We start from the raw sequence: 14,090 nt of genomic DNA, 5'->3' as shown, positions 1-14,090 counted from the left end.
GGGGGAACTTTTTTGGCAAGAGAGCAGTTCCTCTCCGGCAGGTCGCTGCCGCTTCCGGCGTCGGAACGGCGGAGCGCCCCGCGCTTCCATTCCCTGCCTCGTTGGAGGTTTTATACAATCAGGACTGCTGCACGTGCTCTGCGTGTTCGGGAGGTGAACGCGGCCCTCCGGACTCGACAGCCCCCCGGAAGTGCCAGCAGACCAGAGCAAGGAGGATGTAGACCGCCGCGGCCGCCCACCCGAACTCCCCGGTGATCATCGCCGACTCCGGGGTCTGAACCGTGAGGAGCGGGTAGAACTGCTGGATGAAGTAGTTCCAGAACCCGTGGAAGAGAACGGCCGCAATGACGCTCCCCGACCGGAGACGGAGCCAGGCAAGGATGATCCCCGCGCCCATGACCGACGGGACGAAGACCGCGAGCGAGTACCAGAGCGGGCCTTCCCCGTGGTAGGTGGAGAAGACGATCGGGGGGAAGTGCCATGCGGCCCAGATGGCGCTGGAGAGGAGAGCGAGCTTCGTAAACCCCATGAACTTCGCCATCTCCGGAACGAGGAGCCCGCGCCACCCGATCTCCTCTCCTGCAGCAGCGAAGAGGTTGAAGACGATCGAGACGAGAAAGACCGGGACGAACCCGATACTGAAGACTATTGCAGCCCCCTCGAGGTTAAACGGCCCGATCCCGGTCATCCAGACCGACCCGAAGATCAGGAGGCCGACGAGGATGGGGAGGAAGATCGCGATCATCTGCCACCGGGCTTCTCCCACCCGGAACCCGAATCCCCTCAGGTTTCGCTGGCAGTAGAGCCGCGTTACGACGGCGGCGATGCCCGGGCACCACATCGTGAAGACGGTGGAGAGGAGGAGCGCCTCCGCCGCCGTGCTCCCGGTCGTAAAGAACCAGCCGATACTGCTCAGGGCAAACGCAAGCACCAGAAATACGATCACTTCCCGTCGTGCCGTCGACGGAGAGCGGGGGTCGTAAGGGTGCCCGACAGCGGAGGATGTCATGAGTCTCCCTCTCACGTGCGGGGTAATATACCTGCAGGTTTCGTTCCCGCCCGGTGTGCCCGCTCACGGGAAAAGGGCGGCTGTCAGGTGGAGGAAGTGCTCAACAGCGGAATTGTGGGGATTACAGGCCGCCCGGCTCCGGCGGATACGCGATGAGCCCTTCCTTGACGCCTCTCGCGAACCCCGCCTTCTCGTAGAGCCGGAAGACGTTTTGTTCGCGACGGCCGGTGAGCAAGATCACTTTGTAGCAACTCTCTTTCCACGCGCACTCGAGCGCATGGTTGAGGAGGGCCGTGCCGAACCCCCGGTTCCTGAACTCCCGCCGGGTCACGACGTTCTCGACGAGCCCGTAGGGTCGTGCGCCCCGGGTGAGGTTCGGGAGGATGTGCAGGACGCAGGACGAGACCGGCACGCCTTTGTGTTCGAGGAGGAAGAGACGGGTCCGGGGGTCGGCGAGAATCTCCCGCCAGGCCGTCCGGAGCGCACGATTGTCGGCCTTTTCGTCGGCGTCGTGCATATGCGTATAGAGGAAGAGAACGGCGTCGAGGTCTTCCTCGACGGCCTCCCGGACGAGTGGCGTCTGGCTCTGCATATATCCCGATCTGCCTCTTTAGTAATCTGCTTTTGGCTCCGGAGCGGAGATCGCCCATGGTACGGCCTCCCGGGGCAACCTATTTACCGCCCCATGAACAAGCATATACATCAAAGCGCATACCTGCCGCCCGGAGCCGATCCATGCCGAACTGCACCACGTTTCTCGACGCCAACGCCTGTAACCCCGAAAAGACCGCTCTCGTCGTCCCCTCCACCGGAGAGTCCTACACCCGCGCCGAACTCCTCGACCGGGTCTGCCGGATCGGGCGCGGCCTCCTCGACCTCGGGGTCGGGCGCGGGGACCGCGTCTGCATCTACCTCGACAGTTCGACGGAGTACCTCGTCAGTTACTTCGCCCTCTGGCGCATCGGCGCCGTCGCCGTCCCGACGAACCGGGTCTACCGGGAGAGCGAGGTTCTCTACGCCGTCCGCGACGCAGGTGCCGTCGCCGTCATCACCGACGCGGAGGGTGCGGCGCTCGTCGGGCGCATCCGGGACCAGGCGCCGTCGCTCCGGCATGTCGTCGCCGCCGGCGGGGAGGCGGCCGGCGCAACGCCGTGGGCGGCCCTCCTCCGGGCGCCGCCGGACTGCCGTGCCGTCCACTGCCGGTTCGACGACCTCTGCCAGATCCAGTACACCTCCGGCACCACCGGCAAGCCGAAGGGCGCCATGCTCACTCACGGGAACTGGATCGCCGCGATGGACGCCGAGCGGGACGTCCTCCGGATCACCGATGCGGACGTCTACCTCGGGATCTACCCGATGGGCCACGTCGGTCTCAGCTGGGGGATCGCGGCGCTCCGGGCCGGCGGAACCTACGTCGTCATGGAGCGGTTCGAGCTCGACCGCTACCTCGAGCTGGCCCGCGACTACCGGGCGACGATCGTCGCCGGGATGCCGCCGGTGATCCACTCCCTCGTCCAGACCCCGCCGGGGACCGAGGCGGCGCTCGCCACCGCCCGGGCGATGATCAGCGGCGGCGGCCCCCTGACGCCCGGCGTCTGGAAACCCTTCCACGAGCGGTTCCGCATTCCCGTCGTCAACGCCTACGGCCTCTCCGAGACGGTCGTCGTCGGCACCGGAACCGCCATCCGCCCCGAGCACTACGCGACCGCCGACGAGTTTAAGAGCGTCGGCACCCCGGTCGGGTTCTCGGAGGTGAAGATCGTCGATGCGAACGATCCCGCGCAGGAGCTCGGGCCCGGCGAGGACGGCGAGATCGCGCTCCGGGGGCCGGGGGTGGCGCTCGGCTACTGGCAGATGCCCGAGGAGACCGCCGCCGTCTTCCTCCCCGACGGCTGGTTCCTGACCGGCGACGTCGGGCACCTGGACAGAGACGGGATGCTCTACATCACCGACAGAAAGAAGGACATGATCGTGATGTCGGGCTGGAAGGTCTACCCGACCGAGGTCGAGGACGTCCTCGTCCAGCACCCGGGCGTCCGCGACGCAGCGGTCTTCGGGTGCACCGACGAGCACCGGGGCGAGGTCCCGGTGGCCGTGGTGGTTCCTGCAGGTAACGGCATCTCGCCCGAGGATATCGTCGCCTTCGCCCGCGAACGCCTCGCGGGCTACAAGGTCCCCCGCCGGGTCATCATCGCCGGCGAGATACCCCGGGTGAACGGGTGGAAGCTCCTGCGCAAGCGCCTCCGGGAAGAGTACTGCGGTGCCGGCGGCGAGTGACGAATTGCATGCGACAGAGCAGTTATTAGGGTAGAGCGGCAAAGATCCTGCTTGAGGAAACATATTCGAGGTACAGACGTGGCAGACACCACCAGACGTTCGACAGGAATCGCAGGCCTGGACCTGGCGCTTGACGGAGGATTCGCTCCGGGTACCCGTATCGTCATCTCCGGATCTCCGCTGAGCGGCCTTGAACTCCTGGCACAGCAATTCTGGAAGGAAGGAGAGGGGGCGGGATCCTACCTGATGCTCGATACCGCGCCGGGAGAGAATATGCTCGACGCACGAGGCATGGACCCCGCGGCGATGGCGGCGGCGATGGAGGGCAAGAAGATCATCGTGGACTCGCTCTCCACGCTGGTCGCCGCCTGGGGGATCGATACGGCCGCCAGGTTTATCCTCGAAGACACCCGCCCTGTCATCGAGGGGGGTGCCAACATCGTCTACCTCCTCTACACGGGAATCCACAGCCCCGCCGAGGAGGCGCGGATCATGCGGGCGGCCGACATCTACATCTCTCTCATGCAGCAGGTTCACGGCAACGAGTTCGAGCGGGTGCTCGCCGTCGAGAAGTTCACAGGTTCGGACGTGCCGCAGCGCGTGATCCCCTACAACATCATGGCGGTGGGGCTCGAGCTCTCGACGACGAGCAGGGTGGTCTAGGCCGGCCCCTTCGTATTTGCGTGAAACCAACGGTCTAGCCGGTATACTCGGCCCGGGCTTCGCCAGCCGCAACAACCATATTCTTCAGTTTTCCGAGCGCCGCGTCGCGCGTCTGCATCCGGAGACCGCAGTCGGGGTCGAGGAGCATGGCGTCGGGGGAGAAGACGCCGATCCCGGCCTCTATCCTCTTTTTGATCGTCTCGATGCTCTCGATGCCCGGATCGGCCGAGTCCACGCAGCCGTAGCCGATCATCCGGCCGCGCAGGTCTTTTTCCGAGAGCACCTCGAGGTTTTGGGGGTTGTTCGCGAACTCAAAATCGAAGACGGCGACGTTTATTTTGAGGACGTCGTCGATGACGTTCCCGAGGTTCCCGCAGACGTGGAGGCATACCGGCACCCGGAGCATGCCGGCGATCGCGTTCACCGCCTCGCGGCCGACGGCGAGGTTCGCCGCCCCCGTCGAGAAGATGGGCTCGTCTACCTGGATGAGCGCAACGCCGGCGTCCTGGAGGTAGTTCGCCTCGACGGCGAGCGCCTGCGCAATATCGAGGACCAGTTCGTCTTTGTTCCGGTAGAACGGCGTCTCGATCGAGAGGCCGTGCGCGAGCGTGCTCGGGCCGGTGAGGATGCCTTTCACCTTCGGGTGCCGGGAGAGGGCGTACTTCGTGTCCGCAAGGGTGATGGGCCGTGCGGCAGGCTGGACCTTCCCGACGACCGACGACCCGCGGATCCCGGGGAGATGGGAGGTGAAGGCCCTGATCATGTCGCCCCGGACCTGGCCGTCGGAGATGATGTCGATCCCGGCGCCGATCTGATCGGCGACCGCTATCTCCACCGCATGTTTCAGCGGATCCATGAGGGCGCGAACCCCCGAGCCTTTCACCACCGGGTAACTCCCGACCACGGTGGTCGGGAGGCGCACGCTTGTCAGGGTCATGAGAACATCCTCTGCCCGCTACGCAAGCACATCGATCCGTAGGTCGCCCGGGTAATTAAAGTCATGGCGTCAGTCTGTGCCGGTCACGCGGGAAGAGCACCGCCTCGCGGATGTTAGCGAGGTCGAGCATCGTCATCACCAGCCGCTCGATGCCGAGCCCCCACCCGGCGTGCGGGGGCATGCCGTAGCGGAACGTCTTTAAGTAGAACTCGAAACTCTCGGGAGAGAGTCCCTTCGCGCGAATCCGCTCCACGAGGAGGTCGTGATCGTGGATACGCTGGGCGCCGGAGGAAAGTTCCATCCGGGGATGCATCAGGTCGAACGCCTTGCAGAACTCGGGGCGGTCGGGATACGGCATCGCGTAGTAGGGCCTGATATCGGTCGGCCAGTCGACGATGAAGTAGTGCTGCCCGACGGTATCCCCGATCGCCCGCTCGGCCGCCGGAGAGAGGTCGTCGCCGAAGGCGAGTTTCTCCTCGATGGTCCTGTTCGCGATCTCGATCGCCTCGGCATACGGGATCCGGGGGAACGGTTTTGCCGGGACGTTGAGGTCGACCCCGAGTTCCTCGAGCGCGTCGGCGCAGTCCTTCGCGACCGTTTCGTAGACGTGGACGATCAGGTCCTCGAGGAGTTCCATGACATCGTTGTGGTCGGCAAACGAGACCTCGACGTCGAGGCTCGTCGCCTCGTTGAGGTGCCGGACGGTGTTGTGCTCCTCGGCGCGGAAGATGGGGCCGAGTTCGAAGACCGCCTCGAACCCGGCAGCCATCATCATCTGTTTATAGAGCTGCGGGCTCTGGTTCAGGAACGCCTCTTTCTCGAAGTAGGCGATCGGGAAGAGTTCGGTGCCGCCCTCTGTCGCCGCCGCGACGATCTTCGGGGTGGTGATGTTGATGCAGCCCCGGGAGGCGAGGAACGCGGTCGCGGCGCAGGTCGCGGCGGACCTGATGAAGAAGATGGCGCGGACACGCGGTTTTCTCGCGTCCAGGAACCGGGAGTCGAGCCGGGTGTCCATCTCGGCGGAAACCTTCTCGGCGACGTCGAGGGGGAGCGGGCTCTCTGCGGTGCTGATGATCTCGAGTTCTTCGGGGACGATCTCGCGCCCGCCGGGCGCTTTCTCGATTGCTTTGACTGTGCCCTGAACCCTGACCACGGACTCTCTCGAGACGCTCCGGGCGGTGTCGAGGATCTCTGCCGGGACTTTCTTCTTCGGGATGGTCACCTGGATGATGCCGGTCCGGTCGCGGATCAGGAAGAACGAAAGTCCTCCGAGATCGCGAACCTCGTGCACCCAGCCGACGATCTCGGCAGATTCCGTTTCCGGGGTTACGGCGCGTATTGGTTGACGCATGTGAAAAACCTGGATACAGTGTGGGCCCCGGGAGGTATTTTGTTTTGCGCTCCGGTCCGGGAGAAAACTTCGGCAGGGCAGCCGTAAGAAAGAAAGGGAGCGGCCGCCCTGGAGATGCGGGTGTTAGAGGAAGACCGCTGCGGCAATGACCGTCGTCCAGCGGCCGTCCATGACCCCTTCCGCCGCCTGGCAGATTTGGGTCGTGCTGATGATCCGGCCGCTCGCCTTGTAGATCTGTTCCCGCTCCTGCCACGCTTTGTCGGGGTCGAACTCGATCCCGAGCGTCGTCGCGAGCATGGTTGCCGCAAGGTCTTCAGCGTATTCGCCCGAGATCTCCTCCGTCTCCCCGAAGGCGTGGTGCTCGGAGAGGTAGCCGTAGGCGTTGCTCTCCCTGGGCATCGCGTGGCCGATGGCGGCGGAAGCAAGCCGGCTCGGTTCGTTGGTCTCGTTCCGGGCCATGACGACGTAGACGATGCTGCCCGGTGAGAGCTCCTTCAGGCCGTCCTCCTTCGAGACCAGCTGGCAGTTCGGGGGGAAGATACTCGAGACGTAGACAAGATTGTACTTCTCGATGCCCGCCTGCCTGAGAGCCAGTTCAAACGATGCCAGTTTGTCTTTGTGGATGCCCACACCCTTCGTAAAGAAACACTTGGTCGGAACGAACATTAGGGATCTTCTTATCGCTTGAATTTTTTAATATTTTCGGTTATAACAGTCACAAATCGAAAATGGAGTGAAATTTCCGCCCATTTTGGCATTAGGTCAATGAAGTGCCGGCAAACCAGAAATCAGCCAAAAAAAAGCGGGTGGTTCGTATGCCCCGGTGTGACTGCGGCTACGCCGAAACCCGTCGATCCGTCCCTGAGGCCGGCCGGTACCGGGATTGCCGTCATATTCGCCGGCATCCCGGGAAACCCCCGCGGATCTGCCGGGGGCAATGAGGGGCGCATCCGTCAGGCGAGGTTTCCCCGCGCCTTGATCGCCTCCAGCGCCTCGAACGCCTCCCGCCGGACATCCCTGTCGGCGTCCTGGAGAAGGGCCTGCAACGCTTCGGTCGCGCCGGGAGCACCGATCTCCCCGAGAACGATGGCCGACCTGCGGCGGGATTCGGCATCGCCGCCGCCGGTAAGATCGATCAGGGCCGGTGCCGCCACCCCTCCGACCCGCCAGAGCGCCTCCATTGCCCGGTGCCGGGCGGCCTCGTCGCCGTTCCCGAGAGTCTCGATGAGCGGGGCGACGACCGGCGCGCCGATACTCGCGAGCGCACCGCCGGCGTGCCACCGCACCTCACGGTCGGGGTCGGCAAGCGCCTCGATGAGCGGTGCGATCGCCTCGCCGGCCCGGATCTCCCCGAGCACCCGGGCAGCCCACCGGCGGACGGGCGGCCGTTCGTCTCCGAGAGCGGCCGAGAGGGGGCTGACCGCGGGAACGCCGATACGGGCGAGAACCGCTGCGCTCCGCCGCCGGAAGTCCTCCTCATCGTCGCCGAGCGCTTCGATGCACGACGGGACCGCAGTCTCGCCGAAGGCGGCGAGCGCGTCGGCGGCGAGAGCCCTGACCTGCTCGTCCGGGTCGCGAAGGAGAGCGACAACCCCCTTTATGCCGCGCTCGTCACGGGAACTTCTCACCCCGGCGATCGCGCACCGCCGCACCCCGGGGTCTTCGTCGGCGAGCGCCTCCAGGAAGGTGTCCCCGGCCGGGAACCCCCCGAGCGCCTCCAGCGCCCCGCGGCGGACTGCCGCGTCCCCGTAGTGCGCCGCCTCCTTCAGGGCATCCGCCGCCGGGCTCCCGAGCGACCGGAGCGCCCGGACGGCGTCCTGCCGCATGGTGTCGTCGGCGTGCGAGAACGTCCCGATGAGGTGCGGGATTGCCGCCGGCCCCATCCGGCCGAGGGCGACCGCCGCTTCCCGCCGGACACACCAGTCCTCATCCCCGAGCCCCTTCATCAGCGGGAGCACCGCCGCTTCGCCGATCTCCCCGAGCGCCCGAACCGCCCTCCACCTGGTCACGATATCCTCGCTCTCAAGTGATTCGGCGATCCCCGCTATCCGGGCATCCTCCTCCGCATCGATCGATGCGTCCGTTTCCTCCCCCTTCCTGCGTCCGAGCCGGTTCCATAGTCCCATCGGCATCCTCCGGATGATCAATCTTCTCCGATGATGGTAGGTGGCGGGAGATGGAGTATAATCTTTCTGATCTTCTCCCGGAGGCACGGGAACCTCCCTTTGCCGTTCTCTACCGCCGGCACCCTCAAAGGAACGCTTATATGGGATGGGGCAGCATCCGGTGCTCCCGGGGAGTGTGCCGCGGACGGTCACGGGACCCGGGTTCCCACGCGCGTCCCGCAACGGAAGGTACGGAGATGGAACCGGAGAAAGAACCCGTGACGGTCGTGGACTGCATCGGGCTCTACTGCCCCGTGCCGATCGCGATGACGAAAGAGGCGCTCCCGGCCGACCCTGCCGCGGAGGAGGGTATCCGGCGCCGGGCGGACCGGTGGAGCACGAGATGCGGCTCTCCACCCGGAAGATGAAGTGAGGTGAGATGGATGTACGCGGATAGGACGGTAAATTGTGTCGGCAGCTGCCAGTCGCCCATGCTCCTGATCGAGGAGGAGATGGAGGTGCTCGAGAGAGGGCAGGTCATGCAGGTGACGGCCGACAGGCACGACCTTGTCGAGGCGGTCAGATCCTGGGCCGATGAAAACGGGCATAAGATCGAGGAAGAGCACGTTGCGAGCGGCGTGACGACCCTCATCGTGCGCAAGGGGGCGGCACCGGCGGCAGAAGCGTCGTGACCGGCCACCGGCCGTGCGGGTTTCCCCTTCTCCCGGATCGACGGCCGCGACGCCCGGGTGCCCCGGAGCGGTCGAAGAAACAGTTAAACGCCTGCGGACTATTACACCGCTGTAGGTGAAGGATTTGGCAGACCAGATCGGATACAGCCAGAAGGTGATGGAGCACTTCATGAACCCGCACAACGTCGGGGTGATCGAGAACCCGGACGGCTACGGCAAGGTCGGCAACCCCGTCTGCGGCGACATCATGGAGATCTTCATCCGGGTCAAAGACGACGTCATCGAGGATATCAGGTTCCGGACGTTCGGGTGCGGTTCGGCGATCGCGACGAGCAGTATGGTGACCGATCTCGCCAAGGGGAAGACGCTTGAGGAGGCGATGAAGATCACCCGCGACGACGTCGCGACCGAACTCGAGGGGCTGCCGCCCAGGAAGATGCACTGCTCGAACCTGGCGGCCGACGCGCTCCACGCGGCGATACAGGATTACCGGGAGAAACAGAAGAATGGGTGAGGGGGCTTATCAGCACCCGTAGATCAGGGTCAGGATGCTCTTCGCGAGGTCGAGACTCTTGCCCCGGTTGACCATGAGGGTGTCCTGGCGCAGCGCCCCTTCGAGTTCGACCGGGTCGCGGATGTCCTGGATGAAGACGTCCACGAAGTCCTCGTAGAGACCGTAGGTTCCGGCGGACGAGGGCTCTTTTCCGAACGCCCGCATCAGCGCCGCCGCCGGGCCGCTGACCGGGGCATCGCCGATGAAGGGGCTGACCGCGATGACGTGCTGCCGGCGGAGCACCTCCCGCACCCCGTCGCACTCGAGGATCGGGGATATGCTCGTGACCGGGTTGCTCGGCCCGATCACCACGGCGTCGCTTTCCTCGATCGCCTCGATGACTTCGTCGCTCGCGGCCGGCGGCTCATCGAACTTCCGGACGACGCCGTCGATCGCGACGTCGCCCCGGTGCTTCACCCAGTACTCCTGGAAGTGTATCTCGCCCCGGAGCGTCCGGACGTAGGTCGTCACGACGGAGTCGGTCATCGGGAGAACGGTCGCCCGGACGTCCAGCGTGCGGCAGAGCGCCCTGGTGATCTCCGTCAGCCGCTTGCCGCTCCGGAGCATCTCTCCCCGTGCTGCGTGAACCGCCCGGTCCTGGTCGCCGACGGCGATGTACTCGTCTATGCCGAGCCGTGCGAGGAGGTCGTGGGTGATGTAGGAGTCGTTCTTGATCCCCCACCACCGGTTGGTGTCGAGGATGCCCGCAAAGAGGTACATGACCGTGTCGATGTCGGGCGAGAGGTGGTTGCCGGAGAGCCAGGTGTCCTCGGCCGTGTTGACGACGACCGCGATGTCCCGCTCGTCCAGCAGTTCCCGCACCCCGCGGAGGAGTTTCGGGGTTCCGGTCCCGCCCGAGAGGAAGGTTATCATTGGATAATTAGCGTATCAAGCGCATGCGTATATGAATTTTCCCAAATCGGGCGGGACGATTCGGGGCGGATTTTTCGGGTTCCAGAGAATTGCCACGCATGACACTCCTGCTCGCCCGGACGACGATGCGGTTTCGCGTGAATCAGTGATGTGTCGCAAGCCGCATGGCCTCGCGCGAAGACGCGAAGAACGCGAAGGAAGGTTGCCAACAACCACACAGACTTCGCGCCTTCGCGCCTTCGCGTGAGATACAGAGGGGGGGCGGGTAACGGCGAGGGGTATAGAACCCGATCTCCTACAGGACTGTTTTTCACGAAACGGCGTGGCGGATGACCGCCATGATGTCCCACGCGAGCGATTCGGCCTGCCGATCGTGCATCAGGCGCGTCTCGAGGCGGAGCGAGCCGGGGACGTCGTCGGGGTCGTGGATGTCCTGGACGAAGACGTCGACGATATCCCCGTACAGCCGGGAGACCGCCGGTGACGTGGGGGTTTCGCCGACGGCGTACATGAGGGCGGCGTCTTTCGAGTCCGGCGCGACGCCGCCCGAAAACGGCGAGACCGCGACGACGAATTTCTCAAGGAGGAGGTCCCGCATCCCGGCGCAGTCGAGGATGGGGAGGATGCTCGCCGCCGGGTTGGCGGGCCCGATCACCACGGCGTCGCTTTCCTCGATCGCCGCCCGCACCTCGTCCGTGACCGCCGGGGGTTCTGGCCCGACGAGTTCCCGGACCTCCGTCCCGGGATCGGCGGCCATCCGGTACTCGAGGAGCGGGAGGCGTCCGGTGCCGGTATCGACGAAGAGGGCGGCGTCGCCGTCGGTCATCGGGAGGACGGTCGCCCCGATGTTGAGCGACCGGCACTGCGCCCGGACCGCCTCGGTCAGGGTTTTTCCCTCCCGGAGCAGCGCCGCCCGGGCGATCTGGACCGCCCGGGCACGGTCGCCGACCGGGAAGGGCTCGCCGCCCGCCACCTTCGGGAGGTAGTTATGGGTGGCGTAAGTGTCGCCCTTGATCCCCCACCACCGGCCGGTGTCGAGGATGCCGGCAAAGAGGAAGACGGCGGTGTCGATGTCGGGCGCACAGTGGCCCCCCGATACCCGGAGATCCTCGGCGGTATTCGCGACCACGGCGATCTCGCTGTCGTAGAGGATCTGCCGGACGCCCCGGACGAGCGCAGGCGTCCCGGCTCCGCCGGAGAGGAAGGTGATCATGGCTGAATGTCATTTATGTGGGGTGTCAGGGGGGTTAACGGTTTCAGTTGGTGTGGTGGGGAGGGAGGTGGGGGTGGGGCGGAGGTTGAGTGTTGATCTCGCTCTCCGGGTTCCTAGCGTGTTACCAGAAGCCCTCGACCCGGCAGAAGGCACCGATGCATACCTTTTCTCATAACTCTATAGGTAATTATTATGACAATTATAGGGGCAATTAGTATTGTAATTTAATAGACAATTAATTTTAATATCAGAGTTGCATAGTAACTCTGTAGCAGCATGGCAAGAAATCCCCGGGCGAATGAAACAACTATCACCGTGGCGGCTTCGAATAGCAACTCCTTAAGGGCAACCATACCTGCCTTCATCAAAGACCAATTCGAATTGGAAAAAGGAGACCGCCTGAGATGGAGTATCAATAGAGATCGGCTTGTTATTGAAATAATCAAACAGGAGGGAGGAAAGTGACCACGATCATATATGAGACGAAAGGTAGAGCCCGAGAATACTGTGAGTTAGCGGCGAACTTGTACCGTGGATGTGGTCACGGCTGTACGTACTGTTACGCTCCCCTTGCAATCCGAACGAGTAGAGATGATTTTTGCCAGCCCCGGGTTCGGGATGGTGTGATGTACAAGTTCGAAAAAGATGCAATCGAACTGCGGGATAAAGGAGAGACACGTCCGATACTGCTATCCTTCACAACCGATCCGTATCAGCCCCTCGATGTGGAGACGCAACTTACACGGAAGGCAATCAAAATTCTGCATCAGAATAAGCTCAAAGTATCCATCTTGACGAAAGGCGGCAGGAGGTCTGAGCGAGATTTTGATCTGCTATCGGAACATCCGGAGCTGAGCGAGTATGGCACGACCCTGGTGTTTACCGATGAAGCGTGGAGAGAAAAAATCGAACCCAGGGCAGCTCCGACGGTGGAAAGGATAGAATCGCTGAAGAAAGCCTACGGCCTCGGCATCTTCACCTATGTATCATTAGAGCCAGTATGGTTCCCTGAACAGACGTTACAACTTATCGACTTGACCCATGAGTTTGTAGACCTCTTCAAAGTTGGAAAACTGAATTACAACAAACAGCAACACAAGGTCGATTGGAAGGCATTTAAAGCCGGAGTCATTCGCAAACTGAACGAGTATAACTCTAAATACTATATAAAAGATGATTTGAAGAAATATTAAAACAGCTTTGTTTGATCAGGAGGTAGTTTTTTCTCCGCTACCACCCTTCGCGCTTCATGTCTCCAATCATATAGTCGCGTATTGTAATCCTTCAAACCCTGAAGTTTCCCCATATAATGACCTGCATTGTTATCGGTACATAAAAAGAGACAATACACAATTGCAGACTCATTTGTAGTATTGATTTCAGAGATTATGGGCGCTTTGTCATATAGTTCCGACAACCTACGGGCATAAAGTTCAATCAATGCCTCTCGGGTGTTATATCCCTTAGTTTGCATTAGATCGTCAATCTCCGGCCTCCAGACCCCCTCATCAAGACCTAATGCAATACTTATCACGTGGGGATTGGTCTTAATATTCCTCTGAAGATCGGATGTCATCAAGTTGATGATGAGTTCCGGTTTTCTGACCCGTTCACCACTTTTTGGAGAATAGTATGTGCGTCTTAATTTTCCTATTCGCTCGACTACAGACCATGGTAAGGTTGAGGCTGCACATGGATCGAGTACCCAGATGGTGGGGTATTGTAGCAGATTCTTACTCTCAGCAAATGCAATTGCATCCTCAACTGCCTGATCGATTTCCTTCGAAACTATTTCTGTATATCCAGGTTTGCTTTTTCGGATTTCCGATATTTTACGAGTTAAGTTAGCCTTTTGTGCAGCAAACATTTCCTCGTCAGGATGATATGTATTTAGGAAAAGATATCTTCCTCGGGGATAGCCCTCTAAACATCTCGCAGCTAAACAAGCCGATCCTTCCCACCGTGAATTGGGCTCTGCAATATCTTCACAATAGCATAACCCTGTGGCAGCAAATAGATCAAAAATATCTAACGTCGGCTGATTCCTTTTTACTTTATCAACCCAGATTTGAAGATAAGATTCGATAAAAAAGTGCTTTTTCCGGGTATGCCACTTAACTCGATCATATATATACCCGTCTTTATCTCTATCGTAATCCATAGATCTATATGATCATAGATTTCGAATAAAAGTTTTTCTAAAATCGCTTTATGTCTAATCAATCAAGTATACGGAGAGGCTTCGTTGTAGAACTGCCAGTCTATGTCTAACTGTGGTAGGAAATTGAGAAGTAGCATTAGTGGGGAAAAATTATTGAGATTTTTTGGACACTTCGCCTTTAACTTTAGCATTGAGCCTCTCTTGGTTCTTTGCGATGATGAGTAGCGCACAATCGTTTTATCTAGAAAATGATCTG

16 protein-coding genes are annotated in these 14,090 nt (G+C 61.6%); 7 read left to right on the top strand and 9 right to left on the bottom strand.

Annotated elements, in window-relative coordinates:
- Nucleotides 1–118: 118 nt before the first annotated feature.
- Together SZ63_RS05130 and SZ63_RS05125 are read right to left on the bottom strand one after the other, a co-directional pair.
- Nucleotides 119–1,009, bottom strand: a complete 891-nt coding sequence (locus SZ63_RS05130) for a CPBP family intramembrane glutamic endopeptidase (protein WP_048182184.1) — start codon at nt 1,007–1,009, stop codon at nt 119–121.
- 121 nt (nt 1,010–1,130) lie between these two features.
- Entirely contained in the window at nt 1,131–1,601 is a 471-nt protein-coding gene (locus tag SZ63_RS05125) for a GNAT family N-acetyltransferase (protein ID WP_048182181.1), read from the bottom strand.
- A gap of 143 nt (nt 1,602–1,744) precedes the next feature.
- Between SZ63_RS05125 and SZ63_RS05120 the strand changes: the two genes are divergently transcribed.
- Both SZ63_RS05120 and SZ63_RS05115 read left to right on the top strand, forming a co-directional pair.
- Nucleotides 1,745–3,286: a class I adenylate-forming enzyme family protein gene (locus SZ63_RS05120; protein ID WP_048182178.1), complete on the top strand. Its 1,542-nt coding sequence runs from the start codon at nt 1,745–1,747 to the stop codon at nt 3,284–3,286.
- Between the two features lie 78 nt (nt 3,287–3,364).
- A complete protein-coding gene (locus SZ63_RS05115; protein WP_048182175.1) occupies nt 3,365–3,949 on the top strand; it encodes an RAD55 family ATPase in 585 nt (194 codons plus the stop codon).
- Between the two features lie 34 nt (nt 3,950–3,983).
- Here the strand turns inward: SZ63_RS05115 and SZ63_RS05110 are convergent, their stop codons facing one another.
- From SZ63_RS05110 to SZ63_RS05095, 4 genes are all read right to left on the bottom strand, one after another.
- The gene (locus SZ63_RS05110; RefSeq protein ID WP_048182172.1) at nt 3,984–4,886 is read right to left on the bottom strand and encodes a methionine synthase; all 903 of its coding nucleotides are present in this window, start codon (nt 4,884–4,886) and stop codon (nt 3,984–3,986) included.
- A gap of 61 nt (nt 4,887–4,947) precedes the next feature.
- The gene (aspS, locus tag SZ63_RS05105; RefSeq protein WP_048182167.1) at nt 4,948–6,237 is read right to left on the bottom strand and encodes an aspartate--tRNA(Asn) ligase; all 1,290 of its coding nucleotides are present in this window, start codon (nt 6,235–6,237) and stop codon (nt 4,948–4,950) included.
- 123 nt (nt 6,238–6,360) lie between these two features.
- Nucleotides 6,361–6,903, bottom strand: coding sequence for a pyruvoyl-dependent arginine decarboxylase (locus SZ63_RS05100; RefSeq protein WP_048182165.1), 543 nt, complete (start codon nt 6,901–6,903; stop codon nt 6,361–6,363).
- 287 nt (nt 6,904–7,190) lie between these two features.
- On the bottom strand, nt 7,191–8,363 hold the full coding sequence (locus SZ63_RS05095; protein WP_052959064.1) for a HEAT repeat domain-containing protein: 1,173 nt from the start codon (nt 8,361–8,363) through the stop codon (nt 7,191–7,193).
- Between the two features lie 236 nt (nt 8,364–8,599).
- On the opposite strand from SZ63_RS05095, the gene SZ63_RS12905 reads away from it, so the two are divergent.
- The 3 genes from SZ63_RS12905 (at nt 8,600) to nifU (ending at nt 9,548) form a co-directional block, all read left to right on the top strand.
- Entirely contained in the window at nt 8,600–8,770 is a 171-nt protein-coding gene (locus SZ63_RS12905; RefSeq protein ID WP_156168373.1) for a hypothetical protein, read from the top strand.
- A 15-nt stretch (nt 8,771–8,785) separates the two neighbouring features.
- A complete protein-coding gene (locus tag SZ63_RS05090) occupies nt 8,786–9,034 on the top strand; it encodes a sulfurtransferase TusA family protein (protein ID WP_082122657.1) in 249 nt (82 codons plus the stop codon).
- A gap of 124 nt (nt 9,035–9,158) precedes the next feature.
- Complete coding sequence (gene nifU / locus SZ63_RS05085; RefSeq protein ID WP_082122656.1) at nt 9,159–9,548, top strand: Fe-S cluster assembly scaffold protein NifU; 390 nt, start codon at nt 9,159–9,161, stop codon at nt 9,546–9,548.
- Nucleotides 9,549–9,557: 9 nt separating this feature from the next.
- Here nifU and cofD read toward each other — a convergent pair whose 3' ends face one another.
- Nucleotides 9,558–10,460: a 2-phospho-L-lactate transferase gene (cofD, locus tag SZ63_RS05080; protein WP_048182158.1), complete on the bottom strand. Its 903-nt coding sequence runs from the start codon at nt 10,458–10,460 to the stop codon at nt 9,558–9,560.
- A 310-nt stretch (nt 10,461–10,770) separates the two neighbouring features.
- Entirely contained in the window at nt 10,771–11,673 is a 903-nt protein-coding gene (locus SZ63_RS05075) for a 2-phospho-L-lactate transferase CofD family protein (RefSeq protein ID WP_048182155.1), read from the bottom strand.
- Nucleotides 11,674–11,949: 276 nt separating this feature from the next.
- On the opposite strand from SZ63_RS05075, the gene SZ63_RS12900 reads away from it, so the two are divergent.
- On the top strand, nt 11,950–12,138 hold the full coding sequence (locus tag SZ63_RS12900; RefSeq protein ID WP_156168371.1) for an AbrB/MazE/SpoVT family DNA-binding domain-containing protein: 189 nt from the start codon (nt 11,950–11,952) through the stop codon (nt 12,136–12,138).
- On the top strand, nt 12,135–12,866 hold the full coding sequence (locus SZ63_RS05070) for an SPL family radical SAM protein (RefSeq protein ID WP_338151812.1): 732 nt from the start codon (nt 12,135–12,137) through the stop codon (nt 12,864–12,866). The genes SZ63_RS12900 and SZ63_RS05070 overlap by 4 nt, the downstream gene beginning before the upstream one ends.
- Here the strand turns inward: SZ63_RS05070 and tcmP are convergent.
- Entirely contained in the window at nt 12,863–13,834 is a 972-nt protein-coding gene (tcmP, locus tag SZ63_RS12625) for a three-Cys-motif partner protein TcmP (protein ID WP_082122655.1), read from the bottom strand. The genes SZ63_RS05070 and tcmP overlap by 4 nt on opposite strands.
- Between the last annotated feature and the right edge of the window lie 256 nt (nt 13,835–14,090).

This window comes from Methanoculleus sediminis (assembly GCF_001017125.1).
In the GTDB taxonomy this organism is placed as follows: Archaea; Halobacteriota; Methanomicrobia; order Methanomicrobiales; family Methanoculleaceae; genus Methanoculleus; species Methanoculleus sediminis.
Note: the sequence above shows the minus strand (reverse complement) of the source record. Positions and strands in the feature narration are given on the sequence as shown.

Excerpts from the sequence above, each read along its gene's own strand:
- SZ63_RS05130 (WP_048182184.1), bottom strand. The coding sequence starts at position 1,009 with ATGACATCCTCCGCTGTCGGGCACCCTTACGACCCCCGCTCTCCGTCG.
- SZ63_RS05125 (WP_048182181.1), bottom strand. The coding sequence starts at position 1,601 with ATGCAGAGCCAGACGCCACTCGTCCGGGAGGCCGTCGAGGAAGACCTC.
- SZ63_RS05120 (WP_048182178.1), top strand. The coding sequence starts at position 1,745 with ATGCCGAACTGCACCACGTTTCTCGACGCCAACGCCTGTAACCCCGAA.
- SZ63_RS05110 (WP_048182172.1), bottom strand. The coding sequence starts at position 4,886 with ATGACCCTGACAAGCGTGCGCCTCCCGACCACCGTGGTCGGGAGTTAC.
- aspS (WP_048182167.1), bottom strand. The coding sequence starts at position 6,237 with ATGCGTCAACCAATACGCGCCGTAACCCCGGAAACGGAATCTGCCGAG.
- SZ63_RS05100 (WP_048182165.1), bottom strand. The coding sequence starts at position 6,903 with ATGTTCGTTCCGACCAAGTGTTTCTTTACGAAGGGTGTGGGCATCCAC.
- SZ63_RS05095 (WP_052959064.1), bottom strand. The coding sequence starts at position 8,363 with ATGGGACTATGGAACCGGCTCGGACGCAGGAAGGGGGAGGAAACGGAC.
- SZ63_RS12905 (WP_156168373.1), top strand. The coding sequence starts at position 8,600 with ATGGAACCGGAGAAAGAACCCGTGACGGTCGTGGACTGCATCGGGCTC.
- SZ63_RS05090 (WP_082122657.1), top strand. The coding sequence starts at position 8,786 with ATGTACGCGGATAGGACGGTAAATTGTGTCGGCAGCTGCCAGTCGCCC.
- cofD (WP_048182158.1), bottom strand. The coding sequence starts at position 10,460 with ATGATAACCTTCCTCTCGGGCGGGACCGGAACCCCGAAACTCCTCCGC.
- SZ63_RS05075 (WP_048182155.1), bottom strand. The coding sequence starts at position 11,673 with ATGATCACCTTCCTCTCCGGCGGAGCCGGGACGCCTGCGCTCGTCCGG.
- SZ63_RS12900 (WP_156168371.1), top strand. The coding sequence starts at position 11,950 with ATGGCAAGAAATCCCCGGGCGAATGAAACAACTATCACCGTGGCGGCT.
- tcmP (WP_082122655.1), bottom strand. The coding sequence starts at position 13,834 with ATGGATTACGATAGAGATAAAGACGGGTATATATATGATCGAGTTAAG.